Consider the following 16681-nt stretch of genomic DNA (forward strand, 5'->3'; position numbering starts at 1 on the left):
GGCGCTGGCTCTCAATCTCCGGCCTACGCTCCCTGTCGCCCATTCACACTCTTTACTACTCCCCGGTCAAAGCATTTTAGTATTCAAGATTTCATTTTAACAGTGATTATACAATACAATACCATTTCAAATCAAGAGCCATGTGTCCATTACCAGCGATATTGATGGCTTTTATCGGCAATTTTTTAGCTTATCACCATAGCATGTGGTTAACTTCCGTTCTGACTGGGCACGTTAATCCCCCAAGGAGTAACCCAGTCTCCATTCCAATCAACTATAATACACAGGGCATGTATTTTTAAAAATGTCTTCTTCAACTTTTGGTAATGATACTACTTTTAACAATTTTATCAAATACTTTTAACCATAGTAGAAATTGCTTTGATTAACTACTTAACAAATCCATATAAAACTATGCCTGTTGCCACGGCTACATTTAAAGATTCAGCCTGTCCAAAAATCGGGATAATAATATTTTGATCTGTCATGGCAAGTAGCTGCGGATGAATGCCACTTCCTTCATTGCCCATCATTATTGCAAACGCACCTGTATGGTCAATATCGCTATAGACAACTGCATCTTCATCTAAGGCTGTTCCAAATACTGGTACATTATTTTCCTGTAGCTGTTCAATCCAGCCCTCTAAATCACCACGAAGAACAGGAATATGGAAATGTGAGCCCTGTGCGGAACGAAGTGTTTTAGGATTATATAAATCTGCACAGCCTTTACCGAGAATTACTGCATCTAAACCGGCAGCATCCGCTGTACGAATCATCGTTCCAATATTCCCTGGATCTTGTACAGCATCAATCAATAACACCTTGCGCCAGGAAGCCACTACATCTTCTGCTAACAAAGGCTGCTTACAAACTGCAAATACACCTTGAGATGTCTCCGTTTCAGCAAACTCCTTTGCAACAGCCGCAGTTACTTCAACGATGGATACATTATCAATCGGCCAAAGCATTGGTAAATCTACACCCTCACGTACAATTAGCTGAAGTACCTGCTCATTATTTTTCAGTGCTTCCTCCACTAAATGGAACCCTTCTACTATAAATTCTCCAGATCGTTCACGCTCTTTACGTGTTGTCGCTAGCTTCTTCCAATATTTCACTAACGCATTTTGCGTAGATTCAATTCTTTTCATTACACATCTTACCGCCTTTTTCCTATTTATTGCTCCTTATTATACCGCAGAAAACGGCATTTTTCACAATCGCACATAAAAAGCTGTTTATCAAGGTTTTATCCTCGCTAAACAGCTCGTTATTCCTAAAATTATTTTCGTAGCTTACCGATTTCATCCGCGACAAATTGTACATTCGCCCCAACAATTACTTGTAGACTGTTCGGACCAACGATATTAATGCCATACACTCCTGTATTTTTAATACGTTGTTGATCCACATTCTTTATATCTTCTACTTCTACACGTAAGCGAGTGGCACAATAATTAATGGAGCTGACATTCGAAGCGCCGCCTAAGCCGGCATAAATTTCAGTAGCTAATTTTGCAAACGATGTATCTGATGAAGTTGTAGCCACTTCTTCATCCTCATCTTCTCTACCTAACGTTTTCATATCAAATTTCACAATTAAAAACCTGAACACGAAATAGTAAACGACAGCAAACACTAATCCCTGCACGACAAGCATTAACGGTACATTGGCCATAGGTAAACGCATACTTAAAATATAATCGACAAACCCTGCACTAAAGCCAAACCCTGCAGTCCAATGAAAGGCGGCCGCGATGAATAAAGAAAGTCCAGTTAAAATCGCATGTACCACGTAGAGAACTGGTGCTAAGAACATGAATGAAAACTCTAATGGCTCTGTCACACCAGTAAAGAATGACGTGAAGCCTGCTGCCAACACCAATGATGCAACTTGCTTTTTACGTTTAGTTTTCGCCGTATGGTACATGGCAAGACCTGCTGCTGGTAAACCGAACATCATAATTGGGAAGAATCCAGCCTGATACATGCCCGTTACTCCTTTAACACCCGAACCATCCCAGAACTTACCGATATCATTAATACCAACCGTATCAAACCAAAATACCGTGTTTAAGGCATGATGGAGTCCTGTTGGAATTAACAAACGGTTAAAGAATCCGTACAATCCAGCACCAAAGGCTCCTAAAGCACTTATGCTTTCACCAAAGGACACCAGTGCGCCAAAAACAATCGGCCAAATATAAAATAGCAGCGCAGAAGCTACAAGCATCGCCACTGCTGACATGATGGGTACAAGCCGCTTACCACTAAAGAACGCTAAGAAATCCGGAAGCTTAACTTGACTAAATCGATTATACATGGCTGCTGCAATCAAACCTGAAAGAATACCAATAAATGCATTATCAATCTTACCAAACGCAGCATCAACACTTTCTACATCTATACCTAGTAAAAGTGCAACCGTATTCGTAGACAACATGGTCGTCACGACTAAGAACGCAACTAAACCACTAATTGCAGCCGAGCCATCCTTATCCTTGGCCATTCCAAATGCAACCCCAACTGCAAACAAAATCGGGATGTGGTCGATAATAGAGGCTCCCGCCTTTATTAAAAATGCTGCTAACACACTGTCCGAACCCCAGCCAGAAGGGTCAATCCAATACCCAATCCCCATCAAAATAGCTGCTGCTGGCAATACAGCAACTGGTAACATCAAAGAGCGACCTAATCTTTGTAGATATTTCTTCATACGAAATGCTCCCCTTTTCAATGTAATAAGGTGAAGTCCTTAAACAGTATGAAATGTGCGCACTTTCTGTTCCCTTAGCCTTTAGTAATACCTCCTTCCAATTACTTTGGAGAGACCGTCATCAGCAATGTTTTACCCACAATACCTTCCTTTGCCCCTTCGTATTGTACTTGGTGATCTGTTCTATTGGTAATAAGTATTGGTGTTATAATACTCTTTGTATTTTTTCGAATATAGTCCCAATCTACCTCTATCACTCTTTGCCCAAGTGAAACGGCATCCCCTTCTTGAACAAGTACATGGAAACCTTGCCCCTTTAATGAAACCGTTTCTAGACCGATATGAATTAGTATCTCTGTTCCATCCAATGCACGGAAACCAATAGCATGCTTTGTTGCTGCAACAAGCATTACTGTCCCATCAATCGGAGCATGAACAGCCCCCTGACTTGGCATAATTGCCAGCCCTTCACCAAGCATCTTTTCACTAAAGACAGGATCAGGCACTTGACTAAGCGGCACGACCTCACCATTGACGGGCGCATATATGTGTAGCCTACGTTTAGCGAATAATTTTGACAACATTGGTACGACCTCCTTTGCATATATCATGAAGAAGGAATCAAAAAAATGTATACTCCACTATATTTTTCTGTCAGATGATGCAGAACAGGAAAAGGATGGGAAGTAGGAAAATTCTGTACGACTTGTTTCACAGCTTATATCGTTGATTAATTCATATAACCTAAAGACGAAATATTTGGTAATCAATTATTTATCATTATCTTTAACTAAATCATTAAATTGTTTAATATAGGGATATATAACTAAATAATTAGGTGAGAATAAATGAAAAAAAATGTACATGTAGTAGGGGCTATTATTGAAAATGACAAGCAAGAATTTTTTTGTGCATTAAGAAATCCAAATATGGTACTAGCAAACTACTGGGAATTTCCTGGTGGTAAAATCGAAGAGGGGGAATCACCTGAGCAAGCTCTATCCCGCGAAATATTAGAGGAATTTAATTGTTCTATACTAGTTGGTGAAAAAGTAGAGGATACCATTCACGAATACGAAAAATTTATTGTACGCTTAGAAACATATAAGGCTTCTATCTTAAAGGGTGAGCCAATTGCGCTGGAACACGCCGAAATAAGATGGGTCCCTCGAAATCAGCTACTAGACCTTCATTTTGCTCCTGCCGATATTCCAGCAATAAAAAAAATACTAGCTGAAAAATAATTTATATCCATTTAAAAAAGATGACAATTAGAAAATATCTTAATTGTCATCTTTGGTCTTTAGATTACTTCGCTATTTACATCTATACAATGTGTAACTCTGTTTCGGCCATTCTCTTTAGAGGCGTATAGAGCTTTATCAGCTTTATTTAAAATTGTCGCTTCACTATCCTCTATGGCTGCAAGCATCCTTAACTAAATCCATTTTCTGTTTGGTGGTATACTTTGAGGAAAATTAAAAACATTATACGGATCATATTTGGTTTTTACTTCTCTAAGCCTTGAAAAATTACGACCATAATAGGCAGTTGACCAATCCTTTATAAAACGGTCGGGGAAATTTACGTAATCACCAGCAGTGTAAGGTGATAAAGAACGCCTTACATTTTCCATCCACTGAATATTTTTTTCTTCTTCTTTAGACTTTTTCCATGACGTATTGTATTCTTGGACCATTAAAGCATTTCTATAAAAATAAGCTGTTCGATTAGGCGCAATTTGACTTACAGCACCTCTGAGGGATTGCTGCCAAATAGTTGTATTTCTATTTGGAGCGTTGGTTAAGAATTCTTTCATTTGTACAATCGCCGCATGAGGAAATGGCCTTTCAATAAAAGACCCAGACCTTTTACGAAGTGCTGGTCGATTACCGCTCGGAAGGTCAAAAAATTCTACAGCCTTAATGTAAGGTACTTCTTTTATCCATACATTCGTTGGCGAACCAGTTTTTCTTAAAGGGCGTAGAAGCTTTTTTAACTCAGAAGCTGTGCCTATAAATTCACCTTGAGCAACAACTTCGCCAATTTCCTTCGATTTAAGCTCAATCTGTGAGGTCAAGCGTTCATCTGTAAAAGGTGCCCACTTTTGCCATGCATCAAAGGCCTGTTCAAAATCATCCCAACCCCATGTGATGGAAAAAAGGGCAACATCAGAAATAGGATGCAGTTTAAATGTAAGTGCTGTAATGATGCCAAAATTCCCACCGCCACCACCACAGCTAGCCCACCATAAATCACTATTTTTCTGCCTGTTTGCTTGTATTAATTCTGCTCCTTCATGTCCATCTGCGCCAACCATTTCAATTTCAATCAAATTGTCGCAAGTTAGCCCAAATGGCCGTGACAACATACCAATACCTCCACCAAGCGTCAAGCCAACAATCCCAACACCGCTTTCAGTTCCTGCCGGGATTGTCACACCATTTTCCCATAATTTACGATATACGTTTCCGAGATTAGCACCTGCTTCAATTTTCGCAGTCATATCTTGAAGATTGATTGTTATATTATTCATTTCACTAACATCAATGACAAGTCCCTTATCTAATAATGAATAATTTTCATAGCTATGCCTTCCGCTTCTGATTCGAAATCGTTCATTATTTTCTCTCGCCCATCTTAAAGCGTTTATCACATCTTTTGTATGTTGACAAAAGACAATGATGCTTGGAAATTGCGGATTATTTAAGTTATTATTTGTCCTTGCTTGTTCATATTCCGGATTATCAGGGGTAACAATTCTTCCTGTGAGCTTTACTTTCTTCAAAATACAGCTCCTTCCTAAAATGATAAAATGCATATGTTCTATCCTATGCAGATCACTTGGAAAGAATATGAATTATGAAATTTGAATTTTATATAAAGTAAAATTCAAGATAAAATGCTCATTTACTTCATTGATACATATGATGCAATATTGAGATCACACAGGAGGTGCACTTATGATTATTCATGTGGTGAGCGCTGGTGAAACACTTTGGCAAATTGCAAACCACTATTCCGTTCCTATCAATTCCATTATCCAGTTAAACGCATTATCTAATCCAGATCAATTAGTAATCGGACAATCACTTGTTATTCCCTCTCCGTATACAACCCATATTGTCAAAAGGGGTGAAACTTTATGGTCAATTGCCGAACAATATAAGGTTCCTATTCAATCAATCGTCACAGAAAATCATCTAACGAATCCAGATGTTTTGACACCTGGAACTCAACTAGTTATCCCACCCATTACACATATTGTACAACCAGGAGAAACTCTGTCGCATATTGCCAATCAATATGGTACGACCGTTCAAGCAATCGTTTCAGAAAATGGTATTTCTAATCCAAATATGATTTATGTTGGCACGCGTTTGATTATTCCGAGAACAAGGCCTTCCATTGAAGTAAATGCATATACTTATCAAGAGCCTGAAGAAGCTGTTCATTCGATTAACGCTATAGGCCATCTTCTTACTTATTTTAGTCCTTTTGCTTATATGATAAAGGAGGACGGATCATTACAGCCTATAAATGACCAAAAAATGATTGATGCAGCTATTGCCAAAAACATTACACCAATGCTAACCCTAACGAACTTCTCTTCCACAGAAGCGGGCTCCAATCTCTCACATGTTATTTTATCTAGTGCAGAATTACGAGAAAAGGTCATAAGTAATGCGCTACAAGTAATGCAGGAGAAGGGCTATAAAGTTTTAAATGTTGATTTTGAAAACGTTCTTCCAGCAGATCGGGACAATTACAATACATTTCTCCAACTAGCCGTTGATCGCCTTCATCCAAAAGGATTTCTAGTATCAACAGCACTTGCGCCAAAAACTAGCGCAACCCAAGCAGGAACATTATATGAAGCACATGATTATGAGGCACATGGAAGGATTGCAGATTTTGTAGTATTGATGACATACGAATGGGGTTATCGCCTTGGTCCTCCACAAGCCATTTCACCCATTAACGAAATGAGAAAAGTTGTGGAATATGCTTTATCAGTAATGCCTGCTGAAAAAATTTTTTTAGGCTTTCAAATTTATGCTCGGGACTGGCTACTACCACATGTTAAAGGCCAAGAGGCAGAAACATTTAGCTCTCAAGAAGCTATTAACAGAGCAGTAAAACATGGCGCAACCATTCAATATGATAGAACTGCTCAATCACCATATTTCCGTTACGTCGATGATCAAGGTAGAAATCATGAGGTATGGTTTGAAGATGCTAGAAGTGCACAAGCTAAGTTTGCTATGACGAAGGAATATAATCTTCGAGGTATTAGCTATTGGGCATTAGGTTTTCCTTTTCCACAAAACTGGGTGCTATTAAATAATGATTTTTCCATCAAAAAGGTTTCATTGTAAGGAAAGACTAACCATTAACGTGGGGTGATTTCTGTTCCGACAAGTGCTTTCCTGTTGGGCGACTGATAACTTTTTTGAAATTTAACACCTTATTAGCTTAGTATGCGCATCTAAGGATGTACTATTAACCCCAAAAAGTTCTAAACATTTCTACAATATATTCTTACCTTTCCCTAGTTTTTCCCATGATAAAAAAATCAATTCAAAGCCATATTAAGAAATATCAAAACGAAAGGAGAAACTAAACATGGGAAGAGACAATAAGCAAGGTCAAAGCGCAAACAAAGGTTCATTGCCTCAAACGCCAAAAAACCAAAAGATAGCGCCAAACAAAGTAAGTGAAGAATTTTCTCAAGAGTTTATGAACATGATTAATACAGTCACTAAAGAAGGCAAGACAAAAAAATAAGGGGGCCTTCAAGTGGATTATCAACGTGCACAAGAAATTGTCGCCTCACCCAAAGAATATGAAGTAAGCTATAATGGCGTATCTATCTGGATTGACAAGCTTCATGAGGATGGTAAAACAGCAACTGTTCATTTACGTCGTTCTTTAGAGGAACGATCTGAGGTGGACGTAGGAGAACTTAAGGAAGAGTATCTTGTACATTAGAACGACCTTCAATTTTTATCATCAAAATATGGATCTGCTTACTTTCCAGCTGAAGTAAGCAGATCCTTCTCTTTTGATAAGCATATTCAAACCATTTCAATTTCTCATATGTAGTAATCCTCTGCATATTTAAAATGCGTTAAAATATCAGATGCTCGATTATGTAACTCTTTAAAGTTCTCGAATATTTGATCAGCAGAAATCGGCTTACTAAATAAATACCCCTGGATATAATCACAATCACCTTCAATAAGAAAAGCAAGTTGCTCGATTTCTTCAATACCCTCAGCAACGACCTTCAATCGCAAATGCTTTGCCATTGATAGAATCATGGAAACGAGCGCTTCGTCATTCTGATTATGCTGAATATTGCGAACAAATGCCCGGTCAATTTTAAGACAATCAATCGGAAAATCTTTTAAATATGAAAGTGAAGAATACCCTGTCCCAAAATCATCGACAGCTATTTGGATACCTAGTGCCTTTAATTCATAAAGTAGCTGTGTCATTTGATCGATATTCATCGACATACTTTCCGTAATTTCTAATTGTAAATATTTCGGTTCTAAGTTTGTACGTTGTAAAATTTCTTGTACCATTTGCACTAAATCCTGTTGAAATAATTGTCCAAGTGATAAATTAACAGCTACCTTCATTGGTGGTAAACCTTGTTCCTCCCATGCCTTTGCTTGAGCACATGCTGTTTCTAAAATCCATTTCCCTAATGGAATAATCAATCCAGATTCTTCTGCTATTGGGATAAACACCCCTGGTGAAACAAATCCTCGCGTTGGATGACGCCAGCGCGCTAGTGCTTCCACTGATTCAATCTTGCCAGTTTTCAAGTTTATTTGAGGCTGAAATTCCAAATAAAATTCCTGATTGGCCAGTGCATTATGTAACTCTTGCTCAAGGACAATGCGATCCGCAATATCACTTGACATATACGGCTTATAAAAAAGAAACCTTTGAGGTATTTGTCTCGCTTCGCGCATCGCTAACTGAGCATGCATTAAAAGCTCCTCACCTGTGCAATTATCTTCATGCATGGCAATTCCAATATTAAGATTCCCATTAAGTGAAAATAGTTGTACTTGTAAAGGCTTATTCATTGTACTCTTTACGTTAAAACAAAATTGTAATAGCTCTTCTCTTGTTTTTACATGATTGACATAAATAATATACTGCCCCTCGCGAAGCTTTGTTGCAAAATAATGAGGAGGCAATATAGCTTGAATTCTTTCAGCCACTAGCTTCATCATTTTATTGGAATGGCTAATGCCTATAGATGATCGGATTGCAGCAAGTCGATCAATCTCAATGGCAATAATCGCTTTTTGATGGCTATTTATATGTAAATCCTCTTTTAAGGTTTTTAATAATAAATGTTCATTTGGAAGCTGTGTAATATCATCATGATAGGCTTGAAAATGAAGTTCTTGCTGAGAATGCTCAAGATCCTGCTTTATTTTTAATAGTTGCTGATAGGGTTTTTCAACCGTTGTATAATAGATTGCTTTTAGAAAAAAGTAAAATGCAAAAAATTGATAAATAAGAGCTGAAAAGCCCCAAAGCGATTCCGAATCTTTACTGATAAAATAGAAAATATTACTTATAATTAAATAAACTGCAGCACTAACAAGCCAAGTTACTCGTTTAGGTATCTTTTTAATATGCTTACTTAATAATACTATCGTTACACCTAATAAGGCTGCAGACAGTAGATAGATACTATCTTTAGCTCTAAATAACCAATCCTCTTCAAGCCATGAATACCTTGATGCTAAATACACTAGAAAAAGACTCAATAACACGAATAATAAGGAACTACCATATGTATAGGGACGATAATACATCGTTAAACGCTTTATGGGCTTTAAAATTATAAATAGAAAACCGATTGATAAACACAATCGTATTATAATATGTAAATATATTTCCATATATTTTGTTTCAATCATAGGATGTTGAGTGATAACTAAACTTGCTATTTTCAACAACGCAATAATAAAAAATAAATTACCTATGTATAGTGTTTGGTTTGTTAATAAATGTGAATAAACAAGCCAAGATTGAATAGCAATTGCCATTGTAAAAACAATAATTAGTATTTGAACAATCAAATTCAAATATATGTAGTTTGCTTCTTTAAAAATGTCATACATTTGATTACTAAAACCCAATAATGGTATGACTAGCAATAATGGTAATACTATAAACCAGACCTCCTTCTTCTCTATTTCTAATTGATTCAACCATTTCTCCAATACAAACCCTCCATACTAATACCTAACTTATCAATTAGATAGGCCGTTTTAACTATCTAATGAAAAAGTAAGTTTAAAATTTGTATTTTTTTTTGACTTCTTACAAATCATAGCATTTACATTGGAATTTGTATGCAAATATTAAAAGTATGCCAATATTCACTTTATTTTGATATTAGCATACTTTTGATGGTTTTATCTCCCTATTCTTCTTTTGTAGATAACAGTTCACGCACCTTCGTCATGATTCTTGTGCGTCTTTTTTTAACTGCATCCACAGATATACATAATTCTTTAGCTATTTCCGAGTAGCTATAACCTTCTACATAATAAAGTAGTAGTATTTTTCTTTCATCAATTTTTAATTGGGACAAAATGTATTCTATAGGACAGGAATGGATTTGGCTTATATTATGGTCTCGAACATAATTCATGGTTTCATCATCCATAGGGGTAAACATCTCTTCAAATTTCCTTTCCTTCGAAAGTTCTTTTATAATTTCTCCTTTAACAGTTGTATAAATATATGAAGAAAGCTGCCCTTTTGAAGTATCTGCTTTTCGCCAAGCTTCCCATACAGCTATAGATGCTATATGACGATAATACTCAAAATCTTTATAAATATGGCACTTTAAAAAAATCGACGTTATCATTGGTTGAACTAATTCTAATACTTCCTCAAATGGTTGTTCAGGTGATAGCTTTTGCTGAATTGACATTCTAATTTCCTGACGACCGTGCACGATCCATTATTCCTAGGTGCCTCTATCTTAGTAATTACATGATCTGGATGTCGAACAACCCTTTTGTCGATATGATTAGAAAGTTTGTATGAATCCTTCCTAATATTTGTACATAATTACAGTGGGATATAAAAAAAACAATATGTTTTATCTGTCATTCTATACATATTTCTTAAATGACTGGACAAATTATCACTAAGGAGGCGAAATAGATGAATTTTCAAATAAGAGATGCGATTACGACAAATGTGCACGGTCAATCAGCGACCGAATTTAAGGATATTGTCGAGGATGCAATTAGCCGTGGTGAGGAGCATTTACTTCCGGGGCTTGGTGTGTTTTTTGAAAAATGGTGGCAGCAATCTAGTCCTGCTGAGCAGGATGCATTTGTTCAAAAACTAGAAAAAGCATTTGCTCACTAATTATTTATAAACAGTTCATTCCATTTCCGGTAAATGCATGATAAATTCTATTTATCAGAAAATTTGGAGGGATTGGAATGACTGTTGCTGTAGAATTAATAGTAAATCAACTAAAAAAGGTTTTATTAGAAGAACAGGTGTCAACAAACGAAACGGTGCGTCAGCTACATGGAAGAGACGAATCTCATCATGCAATGAGCTTACCAGATATCGTTGTCTTTCCTCGATCCACAGCCGATGTCAGTGCCATCTTGAAAATTGCGCATGCGGAACGTATACCAGTCGTACCTTTTGGTGTTGGCTCAAGCCTGGAAGGAAATGCAATTCCTATTGCAAATGGCATTTCTATCGATTTCTCTGAAATGAATGCTATTTTAGAAATTCGACCAGATGACCTATTGGTAAAAGTGCAGCCAGGTGTAACACGTACTCAATTGAATAAAGAATTGAAAAAACATGGACTTCATTTTACAGTAGATCCTGGTGCTGATGCTACACTCGGTGGAATGGCAGCAACTAATGCCAGCGGAACAACCGCAGTGCGCTATGGTGTCATGCGTGACCAAGTCCGTGATTTAGAGGTTGTACTTGCAGACGGTACAGTTATTCATACTGGTAGCTTAGCAGCAAAATCTTCTTCTGGTTATCATTTGAATGGCCTATTCGTAGGTTCTGAAGGTACACTAGGTTGCTTTACCGAGCTAACTTTACAAGTCTATGGAATACCCGAATTTGTAACGGCGGGTCGTGCAGTTTTTGCAACAGTTGGCGATGCTGTTGGGGCAGTAACCGCATTATTGCAGGCGGGCATTTCAATTGGTCGTGTCGAACTGGTCGATGAAGCCTCTATCAAACAAGCAAATATTTATAATGAAACTTCCTATGAAGAAAAACCAACATTGTTTTTAGAATTCCACGGAAATGAAGCAGGTATGCATGCTGATATAAAATTTGCTACAGAAATATTTGAGGACTTCGACTGCATTTCTGTTGAATTTGAACAAGACAATGCTGCTCGTAATAAGCTCTGGGAGGCACGTCATTCATTGGCTTATGCATACATCCATGCTTACCCAGGAAAAAAACTAATGTCGACTGATGCTTGTGTACCGATCTCGATGCTAGCTGAAACAATTTTATATGCTCGTGAGCAGCTTGAGGAAGTTGGGCTTGCTGGCGGAATTGTAGGTCATGTAGGGGACGGTAACTTCCATGCGCTGTTAATGTTAGATCCAAGCGATGCTAAAGAACAGGCGAAAGCAGACCGCTTCAATGAGCATATTGTTCAATATGCTTTACTTCGTGGCGGGACTTGTACAGGTGAACATGGTGTAGGTATTGGAAAAATGAAATATCAATCTATGGAACACGGAACATCACTATTAATCATGAAGAGCATTAAAGCAGCACTTGACCCACATAACATTATGAACCCTGGGAAAATTTTTAACGTTGTTGAAAAACTATAATGTCAATGAAATTAAAGTGACCTGTTAAATAAAATATGCCTTTTAAGCAAAAATAGAGGTTGATTTCCGTTCCGACTGGTCGCTTTCCTGGGGGCGTCCGATGAGCCGCTTCACTCGCGTTGCTCGCTCCAGGGTCTCATCTGTGACGCTAATCCCCAAGGAGTCGACCAGTCTCCACTCCAATCAACTATTGCACCTAGCGTGTATCTTCTTGCATCTGCATTAATTTATGGTGATAAATTGATAGCTCACAATAAATGTTTTCTGTGCGAAAGCGTAGTGCAAACGTAGCGGCAGCAACAATAGATGTTTTGTGTGCAAATGAAACGTTTGAAGCAAATGATTTACGTGTGAAAGCAACAGCAACAACAACTAATGCTTTTATAAGCTAAACCATAGCAGTAACAATAGACGTATAATCGCATCAATGTTTAATTCTATTCCGCCCATTTATAGTCATAAGTTCACTTTTGACATAAAGTAAATTTATAAATGGTCTGGCAATCAGCGCTAATTGCAGTTCACCACCACTAATTTCATTGCATGATTTCTTGGCAAGATGCAAAATGTCAACTGTCTCCAATGCTTTATGAGCTGCCGTTAAATCCTTAGTAGATGGCTGAGCTAATGTACTAATATAAGGAGCTCTGCAAGCGTCACAAAAATACATTCATTTGCTGAAAGAGGAGGCATTGTAGTGGCATTCGGACCACAGCCATGGAATTGGTTACCCGAACAACATTGGGAGGAGCGACCAACAAATTTTTGGTGGTGGCTTGAAAAGGATGCATCAAGCGGCTTAGTATTACAAAAAACAACACATCCTCTGTTTAACGGTTATTTATCACTTGCTGACTGTACATGGCACCAGCATGGCGTTTTTTGGCCACCTGAAAATGCAGAGGTTTTAATCGCAACGGAGGATGGTGGGGCTGTTCTATACATTGATACAGTTTCTACCCCTGGAACATGGATCATTACAACGCTAGATCCCGATTTTCATTTTGGTTCTTACTTTATGCCTGCCACTGAGCGATTCTTTGAAGGCTTTTTCCCTTACTTGGCCTATGGAAAACTTTCTTAAACTCTAATTCAATATAAATACCATAGGAAAAGGCGAAAAATTCTTCTTTTCCTATGGCTATAATAGGATGCTAACGGAAACTTTCATTATTTATTACCCTTATAAAAAAATCCCTATATCATCTCTTACGAAGCCCATGATAAAAAAGTTGATAGAGCCTGCGTAAATTGTTCATCTAAAACTGTCCTCGAATGATTTATTTACACCATTGAAACGAATACAATATCAGTGATTGCCTAAAGAATACCCATGAAAACACAAAAAAAGTAACCCAGCGTCTCCCAGGTTACTTCCCTATGTAGCGATGTGGTCATCCACCTTGACAACGTACATCGCGCGTGGCTTACATCCCTCTGTCTGCAAACCACTGTTATGTTATTCGCATTGACACCCCCTGTTGCCAATGTGAACTTTATTTATAGTGCTTCCCAACCCGAGAAGCATATGTCTAACATTAAGCTAAAATAGATGCAAGTACTGCTTTTTGTGCATGTAATCTGTTTTCTGCTTGCTCAAAGATGTAAGAATTCGGACCGTCAATAACCGATGTCGCTACTTCTTCTTCACGATGCGCTGGTAAACAGTGTAGGAACATATAATTTGGCTTTGCAAATGCCACAAGCTCATCATTAATTTGGTAGCCTTCAAAGTCTTGTAGACGTTTTGCAGTTTCCTCTTCTTGTCCCATTGACGTCCAAACATCTGCGTATACAACATCAGCGTTTATAACCGCCTCTACAGGATCATTCGTGATTGTAATCGTACTACCATTTGCTGCTGCGATAGCTTGTGCTTTTGCGATAACCTCTACATCACATTCATAGCCAACTGGCGTTGCCACTGCCACGTTCATCCCTACATGTGCTGAAGCGACTACTAATGAGTGCGCCACGTTGTTGCCATCTCCAACATATGCAATTTTAAGCCCTTTTAGTGCACCTTTATTTTCAGCAATTGTTTCTAAATCCGCTAAAGCTTGGCATGGATGGTAGATATCCGTTAGTCCATTAATAACTGGTATAGATGCATGCTCTGCAAGCTCCTTCACCATAGCATGAGAGTTGGCACGAATCATAATGCCATCTAAATATCCTGATAACACATGTGCTGTATCATAAATCGATTCACCGCGACCAATCTGTAGATCACGCGCATGCATAAACATACCTTTTCCACCTAATTGATTCATACCTACTTCAAATGAAATACGAGTACGAGTTGAATGTTTTTCAAATATCATGCCGAGCGTCTTACCTTCTAGTAGCTTCGGACATTTTCCTTCTTTTGTAATTGTTTTCAGTTGTGTTGCTAATTCAACTAACTGCTGAACCTCTTCACTTGTATAATCTAACAAAGTTAGTAGGTCTTTACCCTTTAAACTAGACACTAACTTTAACTGTACTTCCTCAAGTAATTTCATAACCTTCGCTCCTTGTTCCGTTGCTGTTGAGTTAAGTATAACATGCATAAATATAAAATCAACCGAATTTTTATGTTTATTTTAGAAAATTATAATTTATTTATTAATTGTGACTAAAATGCGTCTCTTTGAATATTTATGCATATTTCGATAATTCAACTTCCAATCTTATAGCAAAACAATTGCATTATTGTTTATACAAATTTATAAGTAATATACATTAATTATTTAGGTGGTAAAATTATGAGCTAGCACATTTTGTTAAAGAAATTCATCAAGTTGAATATAAAACCAATTTATTGTTAACTGAAGAATGATAAAATTTCTGCTAGAGCTGATAGTCAATTAGTAAATAAACTAGAAGAGGGTTATATTAAAAGAGCAATGAATAAATCGATCGACGAGAGTTCATTTTAGAGTTATATGAGCGAGACATCGTTTTTTCAAAAAAACATTTAATAAGGATTTAATACACCTAAAAGTTCAATCATTTCAGAGCATAAAAAAATAAGCGTTCGTAAACGGAGGTACTATTGTGGATTTACATAATTTAAAAAAGGACATATTTAAAATCGTATATCCCTATATAAAAACTCGTCCAAATGTTGCTTTATCAATTGGTATTATCTACCAAAATCAAGAAGCTACTTTTACTTTCGGTGGTTCAAATTTTACGCTGGACGAAAAACCTTATATCTATGAAATTGGGTCGATTTCTAAAGTTTTGACAACATCACTACTTGGGGAAATGCTTTTGGAAGGAATAGTGAATGTAGAAGATTCCATTGGCAAATATTTTTCTGCACTACCTGATAATCACCCTGTTACACTCAAACGTCTTGCTAATCATACATCTGGGCTACCAGGAATAGGTGTACTTAAGAACATTTATAATCTTTTTGATCGTCAAACACCGCGTGATCCATTTTGTCAATATTCACTGAACGAGACTATCCACTATTTTAAAATGCACACAAACGAGCCCAAAGCGAAGTTCAGATACTCCAATGTAGGCATGGGGCTCCTAGGATATATTTTAGCAGATCAGCTTCATACTGATTTTGAAACAGCCATCAAATGTCGAATAATAGATCCATTAGAATTATCAAATACATTTATTACTATCCCTTCTGGTAAAGAAGAATCGATAATACAGGGATACAATATCCGTGGACATAAAAAACAGCCGCTCCAAATGAATGAATTTATGGCAGCAGGGGCAATCCGTTCGACTGTTAATGATCTGTTAAAATTTATGAAAGTACATTTAAGCGATGAAAATTTGGGGTATACATTAACATACCAAGCTACAAAAAACATTTCAAAAGATTTGAGCATCGGACTAGGTTGGCTTCTTGAAGATAATATTATTTGGCATAACGGATCCACGAAAGGCTTCTCTAGTTATCTAGGGTTTGATAAAACACAGCAAATGGGTGTCGTTGTACTATCAAATTATCGCTCCCCTATATTGGCTACAAACCCTGTTCATATTGGTAAGGATATTTTACAGCTTTTACAAAAGTCTTAGATATGCCGTTGAATTTTCAAAAAAAGCTGCTCTT

Annotated in this window: 16 protein-coding genes; 9 read left to right on the forward strand and 7 right to left on the reverse strand. The window is 37.3% G+C overall.

What is annotated here, in order from left to right; genetic code table 11:
- Positions 1 to 389: 389 nt before the first annotated feature.
- The 3 genes from ACIQXF_RS03375 to ACIQXF_RS03385 form a co-directional block, all read right to left on the reverse strand.
- On the reverse strand, positions 390 to 1154 hold the full coding sequence (locus ACIQXF_RS03375; protein WP_402779142.1) for a TrmH family RNA methyltransferase: 765 nt from the start codon (positions 1152 to 1154) through the stop codon (positions 390 to 392).
- A 131-nt stretch (positions 1155 to 1285) separates the two neighbouring features.
- Complete coding sequence (nagE, locus tag ACIQXF_RS03380) at positions 1286 to 2719, reverse strand: N-acetylglucosamine-specific PTS transporter subunit IIBC (RefSeq protein ID WP_402779145.1); 1434 nt, start codon at positions 2717 to 2719, stop codon at positions 1286 to 1288.
- 101 nt (positions 2720 to 2820) lie between these two features.
- Entirely contained in the window at positions 2821 to 3303 is a 483-nt protein-coding gene (locus ACIQXF_RS03385; protein WP_402779148.1) for a PTS sugar transporter subunit IIA, read from the reverse strand.
- A gap of 264 nt (positions 3304 to 3567) precedes the next feature.
- On the opposite strand from ACIQXF_RS03385, the gene ACIQXF_RS03390 reads away from it, so the two are divergent.
- Positions 3568 to 3963, forward strand: coding sequence for a (deoxy)nucleoside triphosphate pyrophosphohydrolase (locus ACIQXF_RS03390; RefSeq protein WP_402779150.1), 396 nt, complete (start codon positions 3568 to 3570; stop codon positions 3961 to 3963).
- Between the two features lie 194 nt (positions 3964 to 4157).
- Here the strand turns inward: ACIQXF_RS03390 and ACIQXF_RS03395 are convergent, their stop codons facing one another.
- Entirely contained in the window at positions 4158 to 5507 is a 1350-nt protein-coding gene (locus ACIQXF_RS03395) for an FAD-binding oxidoreductase (protein WP_402779153.1), read from the reverse strand.
- Positions 5508 to 5682: 175 nt separating this feature from the next.
- Between ACIQXF_RS03395 and ACIQXF_RS03400 the strand changes: the two genes are divergently transcribed.
- The 3 genes from ACIQXF_RS03400 to ACIQXF_RS03410 all read left to right on the forward strand — a co-directional run bounded on the left by ACIQXF_RS03400 (position 5683) and on the right by ACIQXF_RS03410 (position 7711).
- Positions 5683 to 7098, forward strand: coding sequence for a glycoside hydrolase family 18 protein (locus tag ACIQXF_RS03400; RefSeq protein ID WP_402779156.1), 1416 nt, complete (start codon positions 5683 to 5685; stop codon positions 7096 to 7098).
- A gap of 247 nt (positions 7099 to 7345) precedes the next feature.
- Positions 7346 to 7507: a YfhD family protein gene (locus ACIQXF_RS03405; protein WP_402779158.1), complete on the forward strand. Its 162-nt coding sequence runs from the start codon at positions 7346 to 7348 to the stop codon at positions 7505 to 7507.
- Between the two features lie 12 nt (positions 7508 to 7519).
- Positions 7520 to 7711, forward strand: coding sequence for an H-type small acid-soluble spore protein (locus tag ACIQXF_RS03410; RefSeq protein WP_402779161.1), 192 nt, complete (start codon positions 7520 to 7522; stop codon positions 7709 to 7711).
- Between the two features lie 104 nt (positions 7712 to 7815).
- Here the strand turns inward: ACIQXF_RS03410 and ACIQXF_RS03415 are convergent, their stop codons facing one another.
- Positions 7816 to 9876 (reverse strand): bifunctional diguanylate cyclase/phosphodiesterase, encoded by a 2061-nt coding sequence (locus tag ACIQXF_RS03415; RefSeq protein ID WP_402779483.1) that lies wholly within the window; start codon positions 9874 to 9876, stop codon positions 7816 to 7818.
- Positions 9877 to 10181: 305 nt separating this feature from the next.
- The gene (locus ACIQXF_RS03420; RefSeq protein WP_402779164.1) at positions 10182 to 10697 is read right to left on the reverse strand and encodes a sigma-70 family RNA polymerase sigma factor; all 516 of its coding nucleotides are present in this window, start codon (positions 10695 to 10697) and stop codon (positions 10182 to 10184) included.
- A gap of 236 nt (positions 10698 to 10933) precedes the next feature.
- Here ACIQXF_RS03420 and sspI point away from each other — a divergent pair, with 236 nt between their 5' ends.
- The 4 genes from sspI (at position 10934) to ACIQXF_RS03440 (ending at position 13696) form a co-directional block, all read left to right on the forward strand.
- The gene (gene sspI, locus ACIQXF_RS03425) at positions 10934 to 11143 is read left to right on the forward strand and encodes a small acid-soluble spore protein SspI (RefSeq protein WP_402779167.1); all 210 of its coding nucleotides are present in this window, start codon (positions 10934 to 10936) and stop codon (positions 11141 to 11143) included.
- Between the two features lie 77 nt (positions 11144 to 11220).
- Positions 11221 to 12612, forward strand: coding sequence for an FAD-binding oxidoreductase (locus ACIQXF_RS03430; RefSeq protein WP_402779169.1), 1392 nt, complete (start codon positions 11221 to 11223; stop codon positions 12610 to 12612).
- Between the two features lie 257 nt (positions 12613 to 12869).
- Positions 12870 to 13004, forward strand: coding sequence for a hypothetical protein (locus tag ACIQXF_RS03435; RefSeq protein WP_402779172.1), 135 nt, complete (start codon positions 12870 to 12872; stop codon positions 13002 to 13004).
- Positions 13005 to 13249: 245 nt separating this feature from the next.
- On the forward strand, positions 13250 to 13696 hold the full coding sequence (locus tag ACIQXF_RS03440; protein ID WP_402779485.1) for a hypothetical protein: 447 nt from the start codon (positions 13250 to 13252) through the stop codon (positions 13694 to 13696).
- A 454-nt stretch (positions 13697 to 14150) separates the two neighbouring features.
- Here ACIQXF_RS03440 and argF read toward each other — a convergent pair whose 3' ends face one another.
- Positions 14151 to 15116, reverse strand: coding sequence for an ornithine carbamoyltransferase (gene argF, locus ACIQXF_RS03445; RefSeq protein ID WP_402779175.1), 966 nt, complete (start codon positions 15114 to 15116; stop codon positions 14151 to 14153).
- A gap of 535 nt (positions 15117 to 15651) precedes the next feature.
- Between argF and ACIQXF_RS03450 the strand changes: the two genes are divergently transcribed.
- Positions 15652 to 16647, forward strand: a complete 996-nt coding sequence (locus tag ACIQXF_RS03450) for a serine hydrolase domain-containing protein (RefSeq protein ID WP_402779178.1) — start codon at positions 15652 to 15654, stop codon at positions 16645 to 16647.
- Positions 16648 to 16681 lie beyond the last annotated feature (34 nt).

It is taken from the genome of Lysinibacillus sp. NPDC097231 (assembly GCF_044761885.1).
Lineage (GTDB): Bacteria > Bacillota > Bacilli > Bacillales_A > Planococcaceae > Lysinibacillus.